General features: G+C 52.9%; 20 protein-coding genes. 12 read left to right on the forward strand and 8 right to left on the reverse strand.

Annotation, left to right across the window (positions count from 1 at the left end):
* Positions 1-4: 4 nt before the first annotated feature.
* On the reverse strand, positions 5-955 hold the full coding sequence (locus tag KDM89_RS15685) for a GlxA family transcriptional regulator (protein WP_212688861.1): 951 nt from the start codon (positions 953-955) through the stop codon (positions 5-7).
* A 124-nt stretch (positions 956-1,079) separates the two neighbouring features.
* On the opposite strand from KDM89_RS15685, the gene KDM89_RS15690 reads away from it, so the two are divergent.
* The 3 genes from KDM89_RS15690 (at position 1,080) to KDM89_RS15700 (ending at position 4,357) form a co-directional block, all read left to right on the forward strand.
* Positions 1,080-1,607: a cysteine hydrolase family protein gene (locus KDM89_RS15690; RefSeq protein ID WP_212688862.1), complete on the forward strand. Its 528-nt coding sequence runs from the start codon at positions 1,080-1,082 to the stop codon at positions 1,605-1,607.
* A gap of 83 nt (positions 1,608-1,690) precedes the next feature.
* On the forward strand, positions 1,691-1,891 hold the full coding sequence (locus KDM89_RS15695; RefSeq protein ID WP_212688863.1) for a hypothetical protein: 201 nt from the start codon (positions 1,691-1,693) through the stop codon (positions 1,889-1,891).
* Positions 1,892-2,263: 372 nt separating this feature from the next.
* Entirely contained in the window at positions 2,264-4,357 is a 2,094-nt protein-coding gene (locus tag KDM89_RS15700; protein WP_212688864.1) for a TonB-dependent receptor plug domain-containing protein, read from the forward strand.
* 7 nt (positions 4,358-4,364) lie between these two features.
* Here the strand turns inward: KDM89_RS15700 and KDM89_RS15705 are convergent, their stop codons facing one another.
* Positions 4,365-4,697, reverse strand: coding sequence for a nuclear transport factor 2 family protein (locus KDM89_RS15705; protein ID WP_212688865.1), 333 nt, complete (start codon positions 4,695-4,697; stop codon positions 4,365-4,367).
* 89 nt (positions 4,698-4,786) lie between these two features.
* On the reverse strand, positions 4,787-5,965 hold the full coding sequence (locus tag KDM89_RS15710; protein ID WP_212688866.1) for a PA0069 family radical SAM protein: 1,179 nt from the start codon (positions 5,963-5,965) through the stop codon (positions 4,787-4,789).
* Between the two features lie 219 nt (positions 5,966-6,184).
* Between KDM89_RS15710 and KDM89_RS15715 the strand changes: the two genes are divergently transcribed.
* Entirely contained in the window at positions 6,185-7,126 is a 942-nt protein-coding gene (locus tag KDM89_RS15715; RefSeq protein WP_230427908.1) for a LysR family transcriptional regulator, read from the forward strand.
* Between the two features lie 69 nt (positions 7,127-7,195).
* On the opposite strand, the gene KDM89_RS15720 is transcribed toward KDM89_RS15715, so the two are convergent.
* Positions 7,196-7,717 carry an SRPBCC family protein gene (locus tag KDM89_RS15720; RefSeq protein ID WP_438947526.1) on the reverse strand — a complete coding sequence of 174 codons (522 nt, stop codon included), beginning with the start codon at positions 7,715-7,717 and terminating at the stop codon, positions 7,196-7,198.
* Between the two features lie 361 nt (positions 7,718-8,078).
* Between KDM89_RS15720 and KDM89_RS15725 the strand changes: the two genes are divergently transcribed.
* From KDM89_RS15725 to KDM89_RS15740, 4 genes are all read left to right on the forward strand, one after another.
* Positions 8,079-8,726 carry a PadR family transcriptional regulator gene (locus KDM89_RS15725; RefSeq protein ID WP_212688867.1) on the forward strand — a complete coding sequence of 216 codons (648 nt, stop codon included), beginning with the start codon at positions 8,079-8,081 and terminating at the stop codon, positions 8,724-8,726.
* Positions 8,723-9,022 carry a DUF3861 domain-containing protein gene (locus KDM89_RS15730; RefSeq protein ID WP_212688868.1) on the forward strand — a complete coding sequence of 100 codons (300 nt, stop codon included), beginning with the start codon at positions 8,723-8,725 and terminating at the stop codon, positions 9,020-9,022. The genes KDM89_RS15725 and KDM89_RS15730 overlap by 4 nt, the downstream gene beginning before the upstream one ends.
* Before the next feature lie 302 nt (positions 9,023-9,324).
* Positions 9,325-10,083, forward strand: a complete 759-nt coding sequence (locus KDM89_RS15735; RefSeq protein ID WP_212688869.1) for a hypothetical protein — start codon at positions 9,325-9,327, stop codon at positions 10,081-10,083.
* Between the two features lie 270 nt (positions 10,084-10,353).
* The gene (locus tag KDM89_RS15740; RefSeq protein ID WP_212688870.1) at positions 10,354-11,034 is read left to right on the forward strand and encodes a hypothetical protein; all 681 of its coding nucleotides are present in this window, start codon (positions 10,354-10,356) and stop codon (positions 11,032-11,034) included.
* A 51-nt stretch (positions 11,035-11,085) separates the two neighbouring features.
* On the opposite strand, the gene KDM89_RS15745 is transcribed toward KDM89_RS15740, so the two are convergent.
* Positions 11,086-11,793, reverse strand: coding sequence for an ArsR/SmtB family transcription factor (locus KDM89_RS15745; protein WP_212688871.1), 708 nt, complete (start codon positions 11,791-11,793; stop codon positions 11,086-11,088).
* 180 nt (positions 11,794-11,973) lie between these two features.
* Here KDM89_RS15745 and KDM89_RS15750 point away from each other — a divergent pair, with 180 nt between their 5' ends.
* Both KDM89_RS15750 and KDM89_RS15755 read left to right on the forward strand, forming a co-directional pair.
* Complete coding sequence (locus KDM89_RS15750; RefSeq protein ID WP_212688872.1) at positions 11,974-12,318, forward strand: NIPSNAP family protein; 345 nt, start codon at positions 11,974-11,976, stop codon at positions 12,316-12,318.
* A complete protein-coding gene (locus KDM89_RS15755) occupies positions 12,299-12,655 on the forward strand; it encodes an antibiotic biosynthesis monooxygenase family protein (RefSeq protein ID WP_212688873.1) in 357 nt (118 codons plus the stop codon). The genes KDM89_RS15750 and KDM89_RS15755 overlap by 20 nt, the downstream gene beginning before the upstream one ends.
* Positions 12,656-13,301: 646 nt before the next feature.
* Here KDM89_RS15755 and KDM89_RS15760 read toward each other — a convergent pair.
* From KDM89_RS15760 to KDM89_RS15770, 3 genes are read right to left on the reverse strand one after another with little or no spacing between them, the layout of a single operon-like run.
* Complete coding sequence (locus tag KDM89_RS15760; RefSeq protein ID WP_212688874.1) at positions 13,302-13,979, reverse strand: hypothetical protein; 678 nt, start codon at positions 13,977-13,979, stop codon at positions 13,302-13,304.
* A gap of 46 nt (positions 13,980-14,025) precedes the next feature.
* Positions 14,026-14,913 carry a hypothetical protein gene (locus tag KDM89_RS15765; RefSeq protein ID WP_212688875.1) on the reverse strand — a complete coding sequence of 296 codons (888 nt, stop codon included), beginning with the start codon at positions 14,911-14,913 and terminating at the stop codon, positions 14,026-14,028.
* Positions 14,914-14,924: 11 nt separating this feature from the next.
* On the reverse strand, positions 14,925-15,263 hold the full coding sequence (locus tag KDM89_RS15770; protein WP_212688876.1) for a hypothetical protein: 339 nt from the start codon (positions 15,261-15,263) through the stop codon (positions 14,925-14,927).
* A 111-nt stretch (positions 15,264-15,374) separates the two neighbouring features.
* Between KDM89_RS15770 and KDM89_RS15775 the strand changes: the two genes are divergently transcribed.
* A complete protein-coding gene (locus tag KDM89_RS15775; protein ID WP_212688877.1) occupies positions 15,375-15,995 on the forward strand; it encodes an RNA polymerase sigma factor in 621 nt (206 codons plus the stop codon).
* A complete protein-coding gene (locus KDM89_RS15780) occupies positions 15,992-16,660 on the forward strand; it encodes a hypothetical protein (protein ID WP_212688878.1) in 669 nt (222 codons plus the stop codon). The genes KDM89_RS15775 and KDM89_RS15780 overlap by 4 nt, the downstream gene beginning before the upstream one ends.
* Positions 16,661-16,700: the final 40 nt, after the last annotated feature.

The raw sequence follows: 16,700 nt of genomic DNA on the forward strand, positions 1-16,700 counted from the left end.
CAGTTTATGTCTGACGGAACTGACGCCGCCATTGTTGCGGCGGTATGCCTAAACGCTGCCTGAAATGCAGACGCAGCGTTTCGGCAGAAGCAAATCCGGCCGCCGTTGCAACCTGCTCTACCGCTAAATCGCTGACTTCCAGCAAATGCTGGGCGTGGCTGATGCGCTGATGCAGTAACCATTCGGTAAAACTGCTGCCGGTCAGCTGACGGAAATGACGGGTAAATGTACGGCGGCTCATGGCCATTTTTGCGGCGAGCTGATCCAGCGTATAGGCCAGTTGCGGCGCATTACGCACTTCATCCAGCAGACTGCTGAGTTTGTGATCGCTGCGGGTTTCCGGCACTGGCTGTTCAATGAATTGCGCTTGTCCGCCCTGCCGGTGTGGCGCGATCACCAGCCGGCGTGCGAGCCGGTTTGCGACCTCAGCCCCGCACAGCTGACGTACCAGATGCAAACAGCAATCCAGCGCCGCTGCCGTGCCGGCGGAAGTCATGATGCGGCCCTGCTCGATGTAAATCACATCGGTGTCGAGCCGGATTTGCGGAAAACGCTGGCTGAAATCATCGGCATAAGCCCAGTGCGTGGTGGCCTGCAAACCGTTCAGCAAGCCGCATTCCGCCAGCACATAAGCGCCCAGACACAAACCGGCCAGATACGCACCGCGCGCAGCGGCATCCAGCAAAGCCTGTCGTAATGCCGCTGAAACCGGCGTTCCGGCATGCCAGCTGGGCAAAATGACGATATCTGCATGGGATATGGCTTCCAGCCCGCGAGAAATCCCGATCTCAAAACCAGCCGATGACGAAATCTGCCCAGTCTGCTCGGCGCAGACGACGCAATTCATCGCCGGAAAACCCGGATGCGCCTCGCCGAACACAAGGCATGGCACTGATAAATGAAAAGGACTGATTCCCGGAAACGCCAGCACGGCAATATTCAGTGGCTCAGACATTTCGCTCTCCGCCGCATTGATTGTTTGACCCGATCCTAATGATAACTGTCATTCGGGTCAATGGTTTGCAACTGCATCAGGATGGAAAATGCACTCACTTCAATCCGACACGAAAGGAAATCCCATGACCCGCGAAGCACTGATCATCATTGACGTCCAGAACGATTACTTTGCCGATGGCCTGTTCCCGCTCTGGAATGCTGAAGCTGTACTTGAGCAAACTTTGCAGGCAGTCAGACATGCACAGGCGCAGCAAATACCGGTATTGCTGGTGCAACACGTGGCCGATATCAGCCAGGGACCTGCGCCGTTTTTTAATCCGGACAGTGAAGGTGTGGCTATTCATCCGCGTTTACAAGCCATGCTGCCGGATGCACCGGTGATTGTGAAACAAGCAGCCGACAGCTTTTGGAAAACCGGTCTGGAAGCACACTTGCGCCGGCTCAATATTAACAAAATAACACTAACAGGCATGATGACGCACAATTGCGTGACCCACACTGCCCTTTCCCGCGATGCAGAGGGCTATGAAGTCAGCATACTGGGAGACTGCTGCACCACCGTCTCGGAAATTCTGCACCTGATTGCACTGAGTGCGATCCGCAACCGTATTCCCGTGCAGAATACCGCCGACTGGATCGCCGGCCGCTAACAATATTTGACCAGACAATTTCTGCAGAAAGGACATAAAAGGACTATGATAAGAGCGTATTCGACACTTTTACGGAGCCTATTATGTCCGGCACAGTCAGCGGCGTTAATCAGCAACAGGTGCAGCAACTCGCATCACAGTTAAAATCCGCAAGCCTGAACCGCAATGATGCGGATGGAGATAACGACAAAACCAAAATTCCGCAGGCACAGGCGGTGCAGCAGGCAGAGCGTAAGCTGGCAACCGTCGGCAATGTCGGAACGCAAATTAATACGTCTGCCTGATTGAACAGGCAGTCACTCTGCTCAGCCTGTGTCACAACGGGCACAGGTATACTGAGCATATCTTGCTCTGCGCGCCCTGATGCTGTCTTGCCTTATTGTTTTATCTGCCGATCTGCCGTTTTTTCCTGATCTGCCCGGCACGGATCGGGTCTGCGGAATGTAAGAAAATACCTCTGGCGCAATATCCTTTTTAAGAGCCCCCGTCGTTCAAAAATTATTTGACTGAATAACATCAGCTCCGTATGCTGCGCAGTTCCCTGTCGCATGCATCGCTTTTGGCATAAGCGCAGGCCTCCCCCCGATTACCGCTTACCTGACTTTGCCATGCAGCGCCACCTGCCCCATCTTCTGTTAACTTCCGCTCTGTCCGTATTGATCAACTCAGCTGCGCAAGCACAGCAAACCACGCCTCCCGTACAGCAAGTAGAAGTACAGGCGAAAACGCAGCCTGCAGATCACAAAACGGACAGCGCCGGAAAAGCGGTATTCACACGTCAGGAATTACTGCAATTCGGTGATATGAATGTCAGCGAAGCCTTACGGCGTTTGCCCGGCATCACCGTCAGCGGCAGCGAAATCCGCTTGCGGGGTCTGGGTGGCGGTTACACACAAATTCTGCTGAACGGAGAGCCGGTAGCCCCCGGTTTCAGCATCGATAGTCTGTCGCCGGAACTGATAGAGAAAGTCGAAATTATGCGCTCAGGCTCTGCTGAATACAGCGCGCAGGGAATCGCCGGAACGATCAATATCGTACTGCGCAAGCAACCGGCACAAAAAGGACTGAACTTACGTGCCAGCCTGCAAAGTGCGCCGCAATGGCATTTGCCGCAAGCCGGGCTGGAATGGACTACAGGCAGTGGCGCCTGGCAGGGTGGGCTGAATGCGGTAGTAAAGCAAACACGCAATGAAATCCAGCTCCGTATTACCGAACAACAAGCGACGCTGCAAGGTAAGCCGCTTGCAGAACGCTGGTTTGATGAACAGGATTTTTTCCGCACCAATACTATCAGTCTCGCACCGCGCCTGAACTGGAAAGGCGATCACGGTAATCAGGTTCAGACCCAGCATCTGATGGAATACAGTGAAAGCCATATGCATGGCGGCAATCATGAAACAACGCTGCTAGGTGACCACTCAAGCTATCCGGATACTGCATTCCGGTCACAGGCCAGTGTACGCAACTGGCAATCCGACATTCAGGCCAGCCAGCGGCTCGATGAAAATACCCGGCTCGAAGGAAAATTATTGCTGCGTTATAACCGGCGTGACAGCGACTATTTCTTCGATGGTGATGCACCTGCACCGCAAACCAGCCTGCGTCGCGAAGTATTGTCGTATGCGCTCGATAAAACGCTGAGCACCAGCGGCAAATACAAACGCAAGGCCGGTGAGGCACACAGTCTGGTATTCGGCTGGGATGGTGCGATGATTCAGCGCGCTGAACAACGACTACAGCTCGATCAGACACCACCCGTCGCCGGACAATCCACGCTGGATGAAAACTACCATGCCGATGTACGCAGACTGGCTTTATTTGCGCAGGATGAATGGGATATCAGCGACCGGCTGCAAACTTATCTGGGCTTACGCTGGGAAGGTTTGCAAACCGATGTCAGCGGCAACGCACTGCCTGCTGTACGCAACCGCTCCAGCGTCTTCAGTCCGGTCAGCCAGTGGTTGTGGAAAGTATCGGAAGACAAGCAGGATCAGTTGCGTCTGGCGATTTCGCGTACTTACAAAGCACCGACAACCCGCGATCTGGTGCCGCGTCGCTATACTGTGAACAATGCCAACAGCCCGGCCAATGCGGACTTTCAGGGGAACCCTGCCCTGTTGCCGGAACTGGCATGGGGACTGGATCTGGGATGGGAAAAGACACTGGCCAAAGACAGTTATCTGAACCTGTCCGGCTATCTGCGGCGTATCGACAATGTCACAACCTTCCAGTTATTCCGCTTTGGCGATGAATGGGTTTCCATGCCAGCCAATCAGGGTAAAGCCCATGTACGCGGTATCGAAATCGACACCCGTTTATCGCTGGAACGCTGGAGCCCAGCTTTGCGCGGCACTCAGCTGAAATTTAATCTGAACCGTAACTGGTCGGAAGTCGACAGTGTACCGGGCCCGAATAACCGGCTGGTGCGGCAAACACCGCTGAGCCTGAATGTTGGAATGGATTTTACGCTCAGCGATGCCATGCGCGCGGGCTGGAATCTGCAATTCCAGCGTAACGGTAAGGTTCGTCCTTCTGAAAAACTGGATACCTATATCGGCACCACCAGAACACTGGACGCTTACTGGAACTGGAAGCTGGATAAGCAAACCCAGTTGAAATTGTTCGCCGGTAATTTACTGCATCCGCGCGGTATCACCGGTGAAGGCTATCATGATGCCTATCTGTTATACCGTCAGGCAGAAGAGCGGACTTACCGCACTTTCCGCCTGCAATGGGAACAGCAGTTCTGATTGAAACTCAGTAAAACCAGACCCGACGAATCAAACCGTCTTCAACTTCATACACAGCCACGGTATGGCGCGGAGACGGGTCCAGTCCGGTGACTTCTTCATGATCGACCACGATATTGCCGCTGACAATGCGATTGAGAACTTTGGCATGCAGATCGGGCAGCGTGAAACGGTTTTTGGCGTAATGCTCGCTGAACGCCTGCATCCCCTGCAACACCGGCTCCGGTTGCGGCGGCCGGAAAACCTGAACATTGTTACTGTATTCAGCAACAAATCGCTCCAGATCGTGTGCGTTATACGCATCTAACTGCCGCTGCACAACGGTGTCAGGTTTTTTCATGGCATAGCTCCGGATAAAGAAAAAAGTAATCTGTGAATGGAGTATAAACTGCCCGCTTGACAGTTCGCTGACAAGGTTACGCGCAGCGTTCAGAACAGCGATAACTGTCCGGCGTCTGCCACATTCTGTAAGCCGGACATCAGCAAATCCGGCCTGAAATCTGCGGTACTCAGACCTTTAAAATGGCGGCCACGGTCTTGAATGCCGCAACGTGCCGCGGCTTTTTCAAAACGCTGCCGTATCAGATCTGCCCAGATGCCGGTTCCTTTCATCCGCTGCGCAAAATCTGCCACATAATCCGCACCGCCACGCATATCGCGTACCCGGTTCATGACGCGGGCCGCACGGTCAGGAAAATGCGTTTGCAGCCATTCCTGAAATAAGGGATTCAGTTCCTGCGGCAAACGCAGCACGATATAACCGGCACTGTGCGCACCGGCATCTGCGGCGGCTTCAATGACTTTTTCCAGATCCGGCTCGGTAATGAACGGTATGACCGGCGCAATGCTGACGCACACCGGAATACCGGCATCACTCAGCATGCGTATGGTTCGCAAACGCCGCGCCGGTGTGGTGGCGCGCGGCTCCAGAATGCGCGCCAGATCTGCGTCCAGCGTTGTCAGTGTGATCGCTGCTGTCGCTTTGCGCTGCGCAGCCATCTCAGACAATAAATCGATATCGCGTTCAATCAGCGAAGATTTGGTAATCATCGCCACCGGATGACGGCTGCGGTGCAATATTTCCAGCACTTGCCGGGTAATACCGAATTCACGCTCACAAGGCTGATACGCATCGGTATTAACGCCCACAGCAATTGGCTCCGGATGATAACCGGGCTTCAGCAAAGCCTTTTTCAGCAGCTCCGGCGCATTGGTTTTGGCAAACAGCCGGGTTTCAAAATCCAGCCCCGGAGAGAGTTCCAGATAACTGTGGCTGGGCCGTGCATAGCAATAAATACAACCATGTTCACAACCCTGATACGGATTCAGCGAAACGGAAAACGGTAAATCCGGAGACTGGTTGCGACTCAGTATGGTTTTTGCCTGTACCGCCTGCACCTGCGTTTTCAGCGAGCGCTCACTGTCTTCAGAATCATTATCTGTCAAGGGATGCTGCCATCCGTCATCTTCCGCGCTGCGTTGCTGCTGATGAAAACGGTGTGCAATATTCCCGACTGCACCGCGCCCTTTTTGCGCCCGCAACGGCGCCTGTGCCAGCGGCTCTTCAGGCTCTGCAATACGAATAAAGGTGCGGTTTTCCGGGGACATGAACAAATACTGATTATATGTACAGTATTTTTGATTATAGCCGCTTTCGCAAATACTTTTGCGTGTTTTTTCAGATAACCAGACACTTTACTGCTTCAATGAAATGCGCTGTCCGGACAGCATTCACTGTTTCATGGATAATCGTTTTTTTGTGCCAGAAACGCTGGATACCACACTGGGATAAGGCCATAACGGCATCAGAAAAAACCCGGCCTCACGATGCAATCTGTTCAATTCATCCCATTTCATCGCATGAACTCACTGGATTTTAATTTGCTGAAAGCACTGGAAGCATTGCTCGACGAGTGCAATGTCACCCGCGCGGCAAAGCGTCTCGGCGTTACACAACCGGCCATGAGTGGCATGCTAGTCAGACTGAGAGCGCACTTTGGAGATCCCCTGTTCGTCAGGGCGCAGCGTGGTATTGTTCCGACACGACGCGCGGAAGAGCTTGCCGCTGAGGTAAGAAAAATCATTGCGCAGATAAATGCCTTACAACAGCCGGCCTCATTCACCCCTTCGAGTGCAAATCTGACATTCACCATTGCGGCAACTGACTATGCCTTGCGGACAATCGCTGTACCTTTACTTTCTGCGATCAGGCAGCAGGCGCCGCATATCAAAATCGCATTCGTCACCGTCGATGAAGCGCAGATTCAGCGACAGCTGGAGCGCGGCGAAGTCGATCTCGCCCTGATAACACCCAATACCGCCCATCCGGACTTACATGCCCGTCATTTATTCGAAGAGCATTACCTCTGCGTCCTCCGGGAGCATCATCCGGTTCTGAAAAACCGGAAAAAACTGACGCTGGAACAGTTTTGCGCACTGGATCATGCCCTTGTCTCGTTGCACGGCGCTGCGTTTTCAGGCATCACCGATCGTGTGCTGGACCAGACGGGCAAGCGCAGAAAAGTCTGTGTTTCTGTCGGGAGCTTTCTGATCCTTCCTGATATTCTGAGATCCAGCGACCTGGTCGCGGTACTGCCAAGCCGCCTTGTCGACGGTCAGCAGGGACTCACTGCGGTGCCGGTTCCGGTCGGGATACCCGGTTTTACCAAAGTTGCAGCCTGGCATGAACGTACGCATCAGGATCCTGCCCAGCGCTGGATGCGTGAAACGCTGTTCAGGCAGTTTCCGATCCCTGACAAAAAAACGTAGAACGCTTTTCATCAATATTTCGTCAATGCCCGCGAAACGTTTGTACCATAGCGCGGGCTGGCAACTCCCTTATCCGCGTTTTATGAAGGCAGCACTGATCAGACCATCCAGCCAGTCCTGATGTCCGTTCAGCATCGGATTCGGTTTGCTATCCCGCAATCCGATTGCTGGCTGTCCGTTCTGCGTTTCCTGCGTCAGAATCCGTACACGTCCGCCGTCCAAATCCTCAATCAGCCACGCATGATGCACATCCAGCCGGTCGTTTGCTCCTTCGGTACCCGCCCAGCCATGCCAGGCCAGACGACCCGGCGCTCCCGGCGCAGGAGCAATACTCTCATTGCAACTTGCTTTCACCGGAAATCCGAAGGTTTCAAAATAAAAACGGTCGCCCACTGTTAATTCAGGGCCACTGCCATGATAAAACCGGACATTGGCAGAATTCGCGTAGTAAGTCAGCCAGCATTCCGGATGACTCAGTAGCGGCCAGATCTCGGCTGCACTTAAACCCGCAACTATCACTTCGTTTGAAACAAAATTATCCGAAAAACCCGGTTCAAAATTCGCCGGCCAGATGATCGCATTCATTTTCATATTCGCTCCCGCATTTCACTTGTTTTGAAGAACGTTCTCATCCTGAGCGCGTGCAAGAAATAAATCTAATCCTGAATTTTTATGAAATGCATCATTTGAACTGATATCAAAGAACCGGCACTGACTTCTTTTCGTTAAAAAAAAAGAATCACCATCAAATACATATTCAAATGCAATAAGCACTTAAGAAAAATTTTTATTAAAAAACATTGATTCCTTAAGACCAGTAACCGGATGAAATTCAGCGCGTTTCTCAGACCAATTACCTTACTGTGAGATAAAGTCCGGTTGACGCCGCTCACAATAAGATATATCTTAGAACTATCTTAAATACATCTCAGAACAAATCATGCATCCTTTTATGTCAGATTTTCATCATCACAGGGAACGGGCGTTTTGCCGCAGTCACGGCGCCGTACCGGGGCATCAGCACATCGCGCATGCCGGTAGTTTTGGCGGACACCATCCGGAAGGTCATCACGGATCAGGTCGCGGTGGCGGCGGTCACGGGGGGCATGGCGGACGGCACGGGCGTGGCGGACGGATGTTTGAACAGGGCGCGATCAAAATTCTGGCGCTGAATCTGGTGGCAGAACGTCCCTGCTACGGTTACGAGCTGATCAAATACATCGAGACGCTGGTGGGCGGCGATTACAGCCCCAGCCCCGGCGTAATTTATCCGACGCTGACCTATCTGGTGGATATGGGCTGGGCAACAGTGACGGAAGGCGATGCCGGACGCAAACAATACACCGTCACCGCAGCCGGTCTGGAGCAACTGGAGCGCGTCAGACCCGAACTGCATGCATTGCTGGCGCGCTTAAAACTGGTTCGCGAAGGCAGCGATGCACGTCGTTCACCCGATATCGAACGCGCTATGAATAATCTGAAAGCCGTGCTGCATGTCCGGTTTTCAGAAGGGAATGCCAGCCCCGAACTGGCCAGAAAAATCGCAGCACTGATTGATGAGGCTGCACTGGGTATACAAAAACTGGAGGTATCCGTATGAAACAGCACCGCTATCAAATCACCGTCACGCATACCGCCTTACCGGATGGCAGCGCACCGCCGGAAGCACGTTCTTTACAGTTTGAAACCGGAAACCATGATGACATTCTGAACATCGTCGACAAAGTACGTCAGCGCGGCGACTTACCGGAAGCCGACGCCACTGCCTTTGCCGTGGGATTAAAACTGTTCAGCGAAGTCATGCTGCAACACCGCCAGCTGCCTTTATTCGCTGACTTTGCACCGCATTTCAGGCAATTCATGCAGCAGTTAAAACAGCGCCCCGAGGCGCAATAAACGCTCGCTGATACGCGCTTCATCATCCGCCGCACCTGATACACAAAGTCTGACATCGCCGCCCGGTGCTGCGGCTTCAACTGCTGACGATGGCTCAGTTCTTGCAGTTTTTACGACGCGACACAAAATACTGCATATATAATCAGTATTTTGTGTCGCGTCGGACATTCAGATAGCAAACGGTGTATTTTTGCAGGCTGTTGCATGGCATACGATGCCACTTTGCTCACACAAATAGCGATGTTGCATAAAACACCGCAGAGTGGCGCACTCAATCGTTCACTGCTACGGAGATCAGCCTTATGCGTATCCGCCCGCTTCCCCTCGTCATTTGCAGCCTCAGTGTCGCGCTTACCGCCGGAATCCGGCTTGCTCAGGCGGAGGAACCGCCAGCCAGCACGGCTTCCGCGACTGCCAGCCAGAGTCAGGAAACTGCCCCGCCTGCAGTCGAAGTCAAAGCACTGCGCGATCCGGCCATCATGCCTTACAAACAAGCCTATGAAATGCTGACCAGCATTCAGAAAGCCACGCAGGATAAAGTGAAAGTGCTGGTGCGGGTCACTGCCAAAACCCAAAAAACCATTCCAGACTTGCACATTCGTCTGGAAAGCAATGAAACCCGCCTGCCGGTTCCGGTGTCGGAAAACGGTATCGTCGATATTCCGCTGAGCGCCAAAGCCTACGCCGAGGGTGCGGAATTTGTGACTAATCAAAAGAAATCAACGCTGTCGGCCCACATCACGCTGATTCCGAATCTGCCTGCTAACGGCTTTCAGGCAAGCGAAGTACAGGACAGCCTGAACGCCAGTATCAAAGCCATGCGCGAATTCGTGCCGTGGTATTACCGGATCTTCATTTCCAATCCGAAAGGCGTCGCCGTGTGTTACGACAATCCGCAGCAGCAAATTGTCCTCCGCGGACAACAGGAAAAAGTCATCAGCGCCAGTGAAAAAATGGATAACCCCTACGGTGCATCGTGGTACTGCGGCAAGCTGATGGCACGTGAACTGGAGAATGAACACATCCTGCCCGCCAGTGGCTATCACCTGCTTTACCTGTAACAAGCATCCTGAATGCTTTGAACCACGCCGGAATGCCCTGAAAATGCTCAAATGCGGTGTTCAGCACAGCAATCCGGCGGTCGTCGGCAGAAAGTCCGGCTGTACGGAATCAGCAAATGACGATAGCTGCATAGAACCCAACCTTGCCCTACCTTCAGTTTACGGCTTCTTTGTTTTGCAATTGTAAAAAAGTGAGATATTTTTACTGATACAATACGTCACATTACACAACAATACGTAACATTAGCGTGCTTTCAAGAGTGTGTTGCCGTGACGATTTCTGCCAGCCAAACTGATTCAGCAGTACTGACATTTCCTGTTCAGCGAAATGTCCAGATCCTGCTCGATCAGGCAATGTATGAAGTGATGTCGGCGCGCTTTGCCGGTACGCCGCATCAGGATTTCGGCAAATGTGCTGCTTATGCGATTGTCGGCGCGCAGGTACTGCATTTGCTGACGGGCGCCAGATGCGAAGCGGTTTGCGGCGGGCAAATTATGGATTGTGGCAATGAGCAGTATCTGGTCATCTCGCCGAAACGGGCAGAAATCCGGAATGCGCGGCATTTATCGGATCTCAGCAATTACCATTGCTGGATAGAAGTCACACCACCCGGCATCCATCTGCATGCAACCCTGATTATTGATTTCACGGTGCGTTATGACGCAGACTCGGCAAAGTTCCTGGGACAGTCTTACGCGCCGGCTGAACGTCTGAATTTTCTCTGGGAACATGAGCGCTATTTCAATAAACAAATTCCGCAAGCGGTACAGCATCACCCGCACCTCAGAAATAAAGAATCCGGCTGGCTGTGGCGTGAAGCGCGCTGCGAAAAACTGCTGAACAGATATGCGCAGCAAAACCGTGCGCAGTTTGCACAAATGTGCGCAGATACGCTGCAAATTTTTGCCGACAAAGTCGAATCGCTGATGCAGGAAACCGTAGCAGCCTGAAGCAACCCGGCCTGCGCGAAATACGCCAGCGCATACTTGCCCGCAAACCGCTTACACCATCTCCGGCACTTCCGCTGGCAAGCTCGCCAGCCAGCAGCGCAGCGACTGCTCACCCGATGCACTGAAGGCCATCACGCGCGAGCCGTTTTGCCGCTTCGCCCAGCCCAGCGCTTCAAATTGCCTGAGCAACACCGCACCCAGCACACCCGCCAGATGATGGCGGCGCTCGCTCCAGTCCAGACAATGACGGCACAGCGGACGATGGCCGGATTTCAGCGATTCTGCGTCGATACCGAGGCCTTGCACCGCCTGCCGTCCGTGCAGTGTCAGCGCCATGCCCTGCTCACCGATGGTCAGGCAGCCGGCCTGCAGTAACTGCTCATACACCAGCACACCCAGCTCTCCGGCCAGATGGTCATAGCAAACCCGCGCTTTGCGCAGTGCCGGTTCGCGCGGGCTGGATCGCAGACGCACTGCGCCGGAACGAAACGCCACATTCATCAGCGATTCCAGCAACTGCGCCACATCCTCATTCGCCAGCCGGAAATAACGATGCCGCCCCTGCGCTTCGACTGCCACCAGACCCGCTTCCAGCAATTTCGTCATATGGCTGCTGATGGTTTGCCGCGTCACACCGGCAATCTCCGCCAGCTCCGTCGCCGTCAGCGCCATGCCGGACATCAGCGCCGTCAGCACCTCCGCACGTGCATGGTCGCCAATCAGCGCAGCAATCGCGACGATATTCGGGCCGTCTTTCATGGTGTGATCTCCGTTATGGTGAATATCAATATGTTTATTAAGTAAAAATCAGTCGCAGCTTCAGCATCTTACCAGCGTCCCTGCGCTGCACCGTTCGATCTGCATCGAAGCATCGCGCCGCTGCCACGCCGTATAGTCACCCGGTCGCTGCAGACGCAGCTTTTTTCGGGAGTACGCACCATGATCACTTGCTTTATCCGCTATCAGATTGATCCGTTTCAGCGTGAAGCGTTCAAAGAATATGCCGACAACTGGGGACGGATTATTCCGCGTTGCGGCGGGCATTTGCTCGGTTATTTTCTGCCGCACGAAGGCAGCAACGATATCGCATGGGGCCTGATCGCATTTGACAGTCTGGCGAGCTATGAAGCCTACCGCGCCCGTTTGCGTACAGACGAAGAAGGCCGCGCAAATTTTCTGATGGCGCAGGAAAAACGCTTTATTCTGCGCGAAGAACGCAGTTTTACGGAAGTGGTGGACAGCACCTTTCTGCAACAGGCCAGCCATGATCGCGGTACTGTTTGAAGTCAGCGTGCGCGAAGGCGCACACAACGGCTATCTGGACGCCGCAGCGGACTTGAATACGCTGTTGCAGCAGGCAGACGGCCTGATTTCCATCGAACGCTTTCAAAGCCTGAGCACGCCCGGCAAGCTGTTATCGCTATCGTTCTGGCGCGATGAAGCAGCGGTGATCGCGTGGCGCAATCAGCCGGAACACCGCGCCGCCCAGCAAGCCGGACGCCAGCGCTTATTCGCCGACTACCGGCTGCGCGTTGCCAGCGTGATGCGCGACTACGGCATGCAGGAACGCACACAAGCCCCGGAGTACAGCAAGCGCTGCCATCCGGCGTCTGCTGCGTAAGTGCTGCCACCGGCCACAACACCAGCGCTGCGGTTGCAGTGATACTTGTGACGGTAGCTGCGTCTGCGGGCGGAACCAGCCGGCAGCGGTCGTATTGTGCAGCTATCGTCATTTACCATTTCCGGAGCGCCAGACTTTCTGCCGACGACCGCCGGATCGATGTGCCAGAATCCGCATTTGAGGTCAAAAATGGCTTTTCAGGCATGCCAAAGCCGGTTTTGGTGTCTGAATGGTGCTGACAGAACTCGCTACGTTCCACTCTTCAGCTGCCGGAGTTACTTTCGATAGTCAGCTCACCATCAGGCAAATTTCATGCTGCAGGAATTTCCGGAATTTTTCTTCATCGCTAAGCTGACTGATGCTGCACAGAAGAGCCTTATCCCGGCGGCAGATGCTGCCGGATCAAACGCAAACACTCCTCAATTTCATCAAACCAGTCAGCATTCAATGCATCATGATTTGCGCAAAAAATGCCACGGTATCGCGTACGTCTGAAGCGGTGAAGCCCGCCATTCATCTGTGTTTTGACGCTACCGTGTCAAAGGAATTCCATTCCACACAGGGCGCGTTTGTCTTGCCTTATGACCGAATATCCACCACTTCCCATTCCCCCAAATAAAGAGCAGCACAAGCTGCCCCTTAATGGTTACTGGCGAACTAAAATTAACAAAGACATCCCGGTATTTGTCCTGACCGGATCATTACCGACGGTTTCTGTTGAAATATCCCGACCGATTAATAAGCCGCCTCCGACTGGGCTGAGAACAACATTTGTTCCGGCCAGATTAATCGTTTTACTGTTTTGATCGAAGGTCCAGTTCAACGTGGTTCCAAGAACGCCATTGCAGCCGGAAATCAGCTTGTTATTGAACGGGGTTACGTCAGTCACCCCGTTCGTTGTTTTTCCATAGCCGGAGTTCGGACTGACTTCTTCGCCGCTGTTTGCGCTGCAAGTTAAGGTCGCTGTGTAGGCAATATTGTTGCCGTTATTGATGGCAGAAAACACGACCGTTCCCAATGTCTGCCGGACACTGACATACGTCGTACCGACACCTGTATCCAGCATCATCAGTTTATAGCTGCCGATAAAGTCATTGATCGTCAGTGTACTGTTGGATTCCATTTTGGCGACTCTGGCCGACAGCGCCGATAAGTTGGAATTAACACTGTCAATTGCAGTCGCCAGTGCCTGAAAATTCTGGTTTACTGCCGCCGCACTGGCGGGTTGTCCCGATGTGAACGTATTCGGAACAGTGGTTGCTGATGCATGCAGCGCGATGAACATGGCACTGATTGCAGTGAGCTTGATGAAAGACGATTTCATGGTGTATCTCCTGTAAGTGATAAAAATGTTTTTTCAGATGAGCAGGTCAGCGCCATTGCGCAGTTCCCCAGATACCGGTGCTATCCCAACGTAAAGTGTTTTGGGTCACAGGTTGCGTATCGACCAGCGGATAGTTTGCCAATGTGACTACAGGGACCGTTACCGGGTGTGTGCTGTCTGACTGTTGCGAACTCACTCCACTCGATGCGGTGACAGCAGCAAGCGAATCGGCGAAATGAGAAAGTACTTTGTCAGGTACCTCGCCTTTGGCGATACGATTGGCAATATTCACGACCTTGTCCGCCAGCGTCGCACCGGCGCCATCGGTATTGGCTGCCAGTGCCAGAGCAGCGAGCTTGAAAGTGGTAACGTCGGATGTTTTTCCATTTGAGACATTAAACACAGGCGGCGCCATCGCTTGTGACAAGGAGAGATTCAGCACGGAGCTGGCAACCATTGTTGTGACACTATTGACGAGTTCAGCTGTCATCGTCTCTCCGTCAGACACACGTTTGTCCAGCACAGCAGCGACGATTTCAGTCAACGGTGTGATGGCGATACCGCTTTTGACAGAGCCACTGTCAGGAATAACGCTGCGTAAGATCGCCTGGCTGGTTTCGGGGCCACCGGTTGCCTCGTTACGATAGGTGCCGCTGACATACAAGGTGACCGGGTACACGGCGTTCACCGGCATGTTCATATTCGCAACGCTGCCATTGATCGTACCGGTCGCGATAATCTTCCCTGAAGAATCTTTTGCCGTCACTGATCCTGCGGTATATGCGCCCTTGTATGGTGTTACTACGACGGGAATGCCCGGATCATTGGGAACATCAACTGTGTTATTCGAAGGAGAAGAGCCGCCGCAGGCTGCCAGCAGTAATGCACAGCAACTGGCTGAGAGCATAAAAAGTACTTTTGGAATACGCATCATGTCGCTCCCTTTTACTGCAGAGCTGGCAATGCTTCACCGGGCTTCACACACTTCGGCAACGTCGCACCGGCAAATGAAGAGAGCATGCCGCAACGGTAGGATTTACCGCGAACCGTCGCAGCGAAAAACACTTGCGTGCCATTCAGTGTGTTGTCCTTACGCATGTCGGCAATACTGATATCCGTCGGTTTGACAGCGAATACCTTTGCTGTGGCCTCAGCCACTTCTTTTTCATCGACCGTACCCACGCCCAGCTTTTGAGCGACAACAGGCGCGAAAGAACATGCACTCACTTGGGCGACTAACACTGCAATCAGTACGCTGCGAAAAACAATATATCCAGACTTCATCGGGCTCTCCTTAAAATATTTCCAATAAACGGCTGTACAATCTGACCGCTTAATTTCTAATTCGCCCGAACTGCTGGAAAGGTTCGATTTTTTTTGCAGATTTTTTAAAAAATGTCGCTGCGCCCTTTTTTAGATCATTTGGCAACGTCTCCTGACGAGATGCGCCAGTTTTTTCAGCATGCGAGAAGCACCATGTTGCGCGTGCTCGGATACCGGTTTCCGAAGATCCCGCATCAAATGCTGGAAGACGCCGTCATGCAGGCGTTTAAGCAATTGTGGGGCGATCAGCTTGGACAGTTCTCATCTGTTCACCCAGTCCATACCGAACTCTTCAGAGCAGAACTCATTCGTTTTCTGGCAAGAACAGTCGCATTTCGTCGTTTGCTCGATATGCTTGAACAGCACAAGGATGAGATTTTGTTGCGTGACCTGATCACTTCGAACCAGGACGATTGCTCAGACGATACGATGTATGAGTCACTCATGCCGAAAGAGGACGATGATCCGATTCATGACGCATTGGAAAATCTTCAGTTAGTACAGCGTTTGCAACGATGTGTTGATCATTTGACGCCGAAATTAAGTGAAGTGATTCGTTGTGTACTGGGTGATTTAAGGCAGGCAGATACAGCGCTGATGCTTGGTATTCCAGAGGGAACTGTTAAAAGTCGTATCAACGAAGCGGTTAAAAAACTGAAGCGTTGCATGGGTATTCATTCGGAGGATGTATGAGCGAAAACATACCCGTATCAAAAGACGAGGCACTGTTGCTGGCTCAGCTGGAACGATCGTTAACAGATGCTGAGTTACAAAGCCTGCGTCAGGCAATTTCTGAGGATCCTTCATTGGCAGGAGATGCGCGACTGATTGCTTTACTCGAAAACTTGCGCCTTGAGCAGCGTATCGCGCAAAACGAAGATACCGCATGGCTGAAATTCAGGGAACTCGCCCGGCAAAGTCAGGAGGCATCGCCGGCTGCGTGCGAACAATCACAACCTGTATCACGCTGGTTCTCGTGGCTGGGACAATGGTCTTCGTCCATGCGTTCAGCAATTCCGGTATTGGCAGCGTTTGTCATCATTGCGCAGAGCGGTGGACTGGTGTGGCTCTATAACAAGCCTGTATCACAAATTGAGCCTCAAACTGACACAAGGGGAGGCATTACAACGCAATGCCCGGCAATACTTGTGCGCCTGAAGTCGTCTGCGACGATGGAAGATTTAACGCGCATATTGACGCAAGGACAGATGCAAGTGGTAGCAGGGCCTGACGCTACGGGTTACTACCGTATCGTCGGACAAACCAGCTTGCCGGACGATGGCGTTATTTTGTTGAAGGATATAGCAACCGAAATCAAACCCGCCAACGATTGCAGTCTGGCACACAAGTCACTGTGAACAATTCCTCCCGGTCTTTATTTTGGATGAGCGGGAGGAT

This window comes from Cognatundibacterium luofuense (assembly GCF_018139685.1).
Classification (GTDB): Bacteria; Pseudomonadota; Gammaproteobacteria; order Burkholderiales; family Burkholderiaceae_D; genus Undibacterium; species Undibacterium luofuense.

Bases quoted from the DNA above. Each gene is read 5' to 3' on its own strand.
- KDM89_RS15720 (WP_438947526.1), bottom strand. From the start codon at position 7,717: ATGAAAATGAATGCGATCATCTGGCCGGCGAATTTTGAACCGGGTTTT.
- KDM89_RS15725 (WP_212688867.1), top strand. From the start codon at position 8,079: ATGTCAGATTTTCATCATCACAGGGAACGGGCGTTTTGCCGCAGTCAC.
- KDM89_RS15755 (WP_212688873.1), top strand. From the start codon at position 12,299: ATGATCGCGGTACTGTTTGAAGTCAGCGTGCGCGAAGGCGCACACAAC.
- KDM89_RS15765 (WP_212688875.1), bottom strand. From the start codon at position 14,913: ATGATGCGTATTCCAAAAGTACTTTTTATGCTCTCAGCCAGTTGCTGT.
- KDM89_RS15695 (WP_212688863.1), top strand. From the start codon at position 1,691: ATGTCCGGCACAGTCAGCGGCGTTAATCAGCAACAGGTGCAGCAACTC.
- KDM89_RS15715 (WP_230427908.1), top strand. From the start codon at position 6,185: ATGCAATCTGTTCAATTCATCCCATTTCATCGCATGAACTCACTGGAT.
- KDM89_RS15745 (WP_212688871.1), bottom strand. From the start codon at position 11,793: ATGAAAGACGGCCCGAATATCGTCGCGATTGCTGCGCTGATTGGCGAC.
- KDM89_RS15780 (WP_212688878.1), top strand. From the start codon at position 15,992: ATGAGCGAAAACATACCCGTATCAAAAGACGAGGCACTGTTGCTGGCT.
- KDM89_RS15760 (WP_212688874.1), bottom strand. From the start codon at position 13,979: ATGAAATCGTCTTTCATCAAGCTCACTGCAATCAGTGCCATGTTCATC.
- KDM89_RS15705 (WP_212688865.1), bottom strand. From the start codon at position 4,697: ATGAAAAAACCTGACACCGTTGTGCAGCGGCAGTTAGATGCGTATAAC.
- KDM89_RS15775 (WP_212688877.1), top strand. From the start codon at position 15,375: ATGTCGCTGCGCCCTTTTTTAGATCATTTGGCAACGTCTCCTGACGAG.
- KDM89_RS15750 (WP_212688872.1), top strand. From the start codon at position 11,974: ATGATCACTTGCTTTATCCGCTATCAGATTGATCCGTTTCAGCGTGAA.
- KDM89_RS15690 (WP_212688862.1), top strand. From the start codon at position 1,080: ATGACCCGCGAAGCACTGATCATCATTGACGTCCAGAACGATTACTTT.
- KDM89_RS15770 (WP_212688876.1), bottom strand. From the start codon at position 15,263: ATGAAGTCTGGATATATTGTTTTTCGCAGCGTACTGATTGCAGTGTTA.
- KDM89_RS15685 (WP_212688861.1), bottom strand. From the start codon at position 955: ATGTCTGAGCCACTGAATATTGCCGTGCTGGCGTTTCCGGGAATCAGT.
- KDM89_RS15730 (WP_212688868.1), top strand. From the start codon at position 8,723: ATGAAACAGCACCGCTATCAAATCACCGTCACGCATACCGCCTTACCG.
- KDM89_RS15735 (WP_212688869.1), top strand. From the start codon at position 9,325: ATGCGTATCCGCCCGCTTCCCCTCGTCATTTGCAGCCTCAGTGTCGCG.
- KDM89_RS15710 (WP_212688866.1), bottom strand. From the start codon at position 5,965: ATGTCCCCGGAAAACCGCACCTTTATTCGTATTGCAGAGCCTGAAGAG.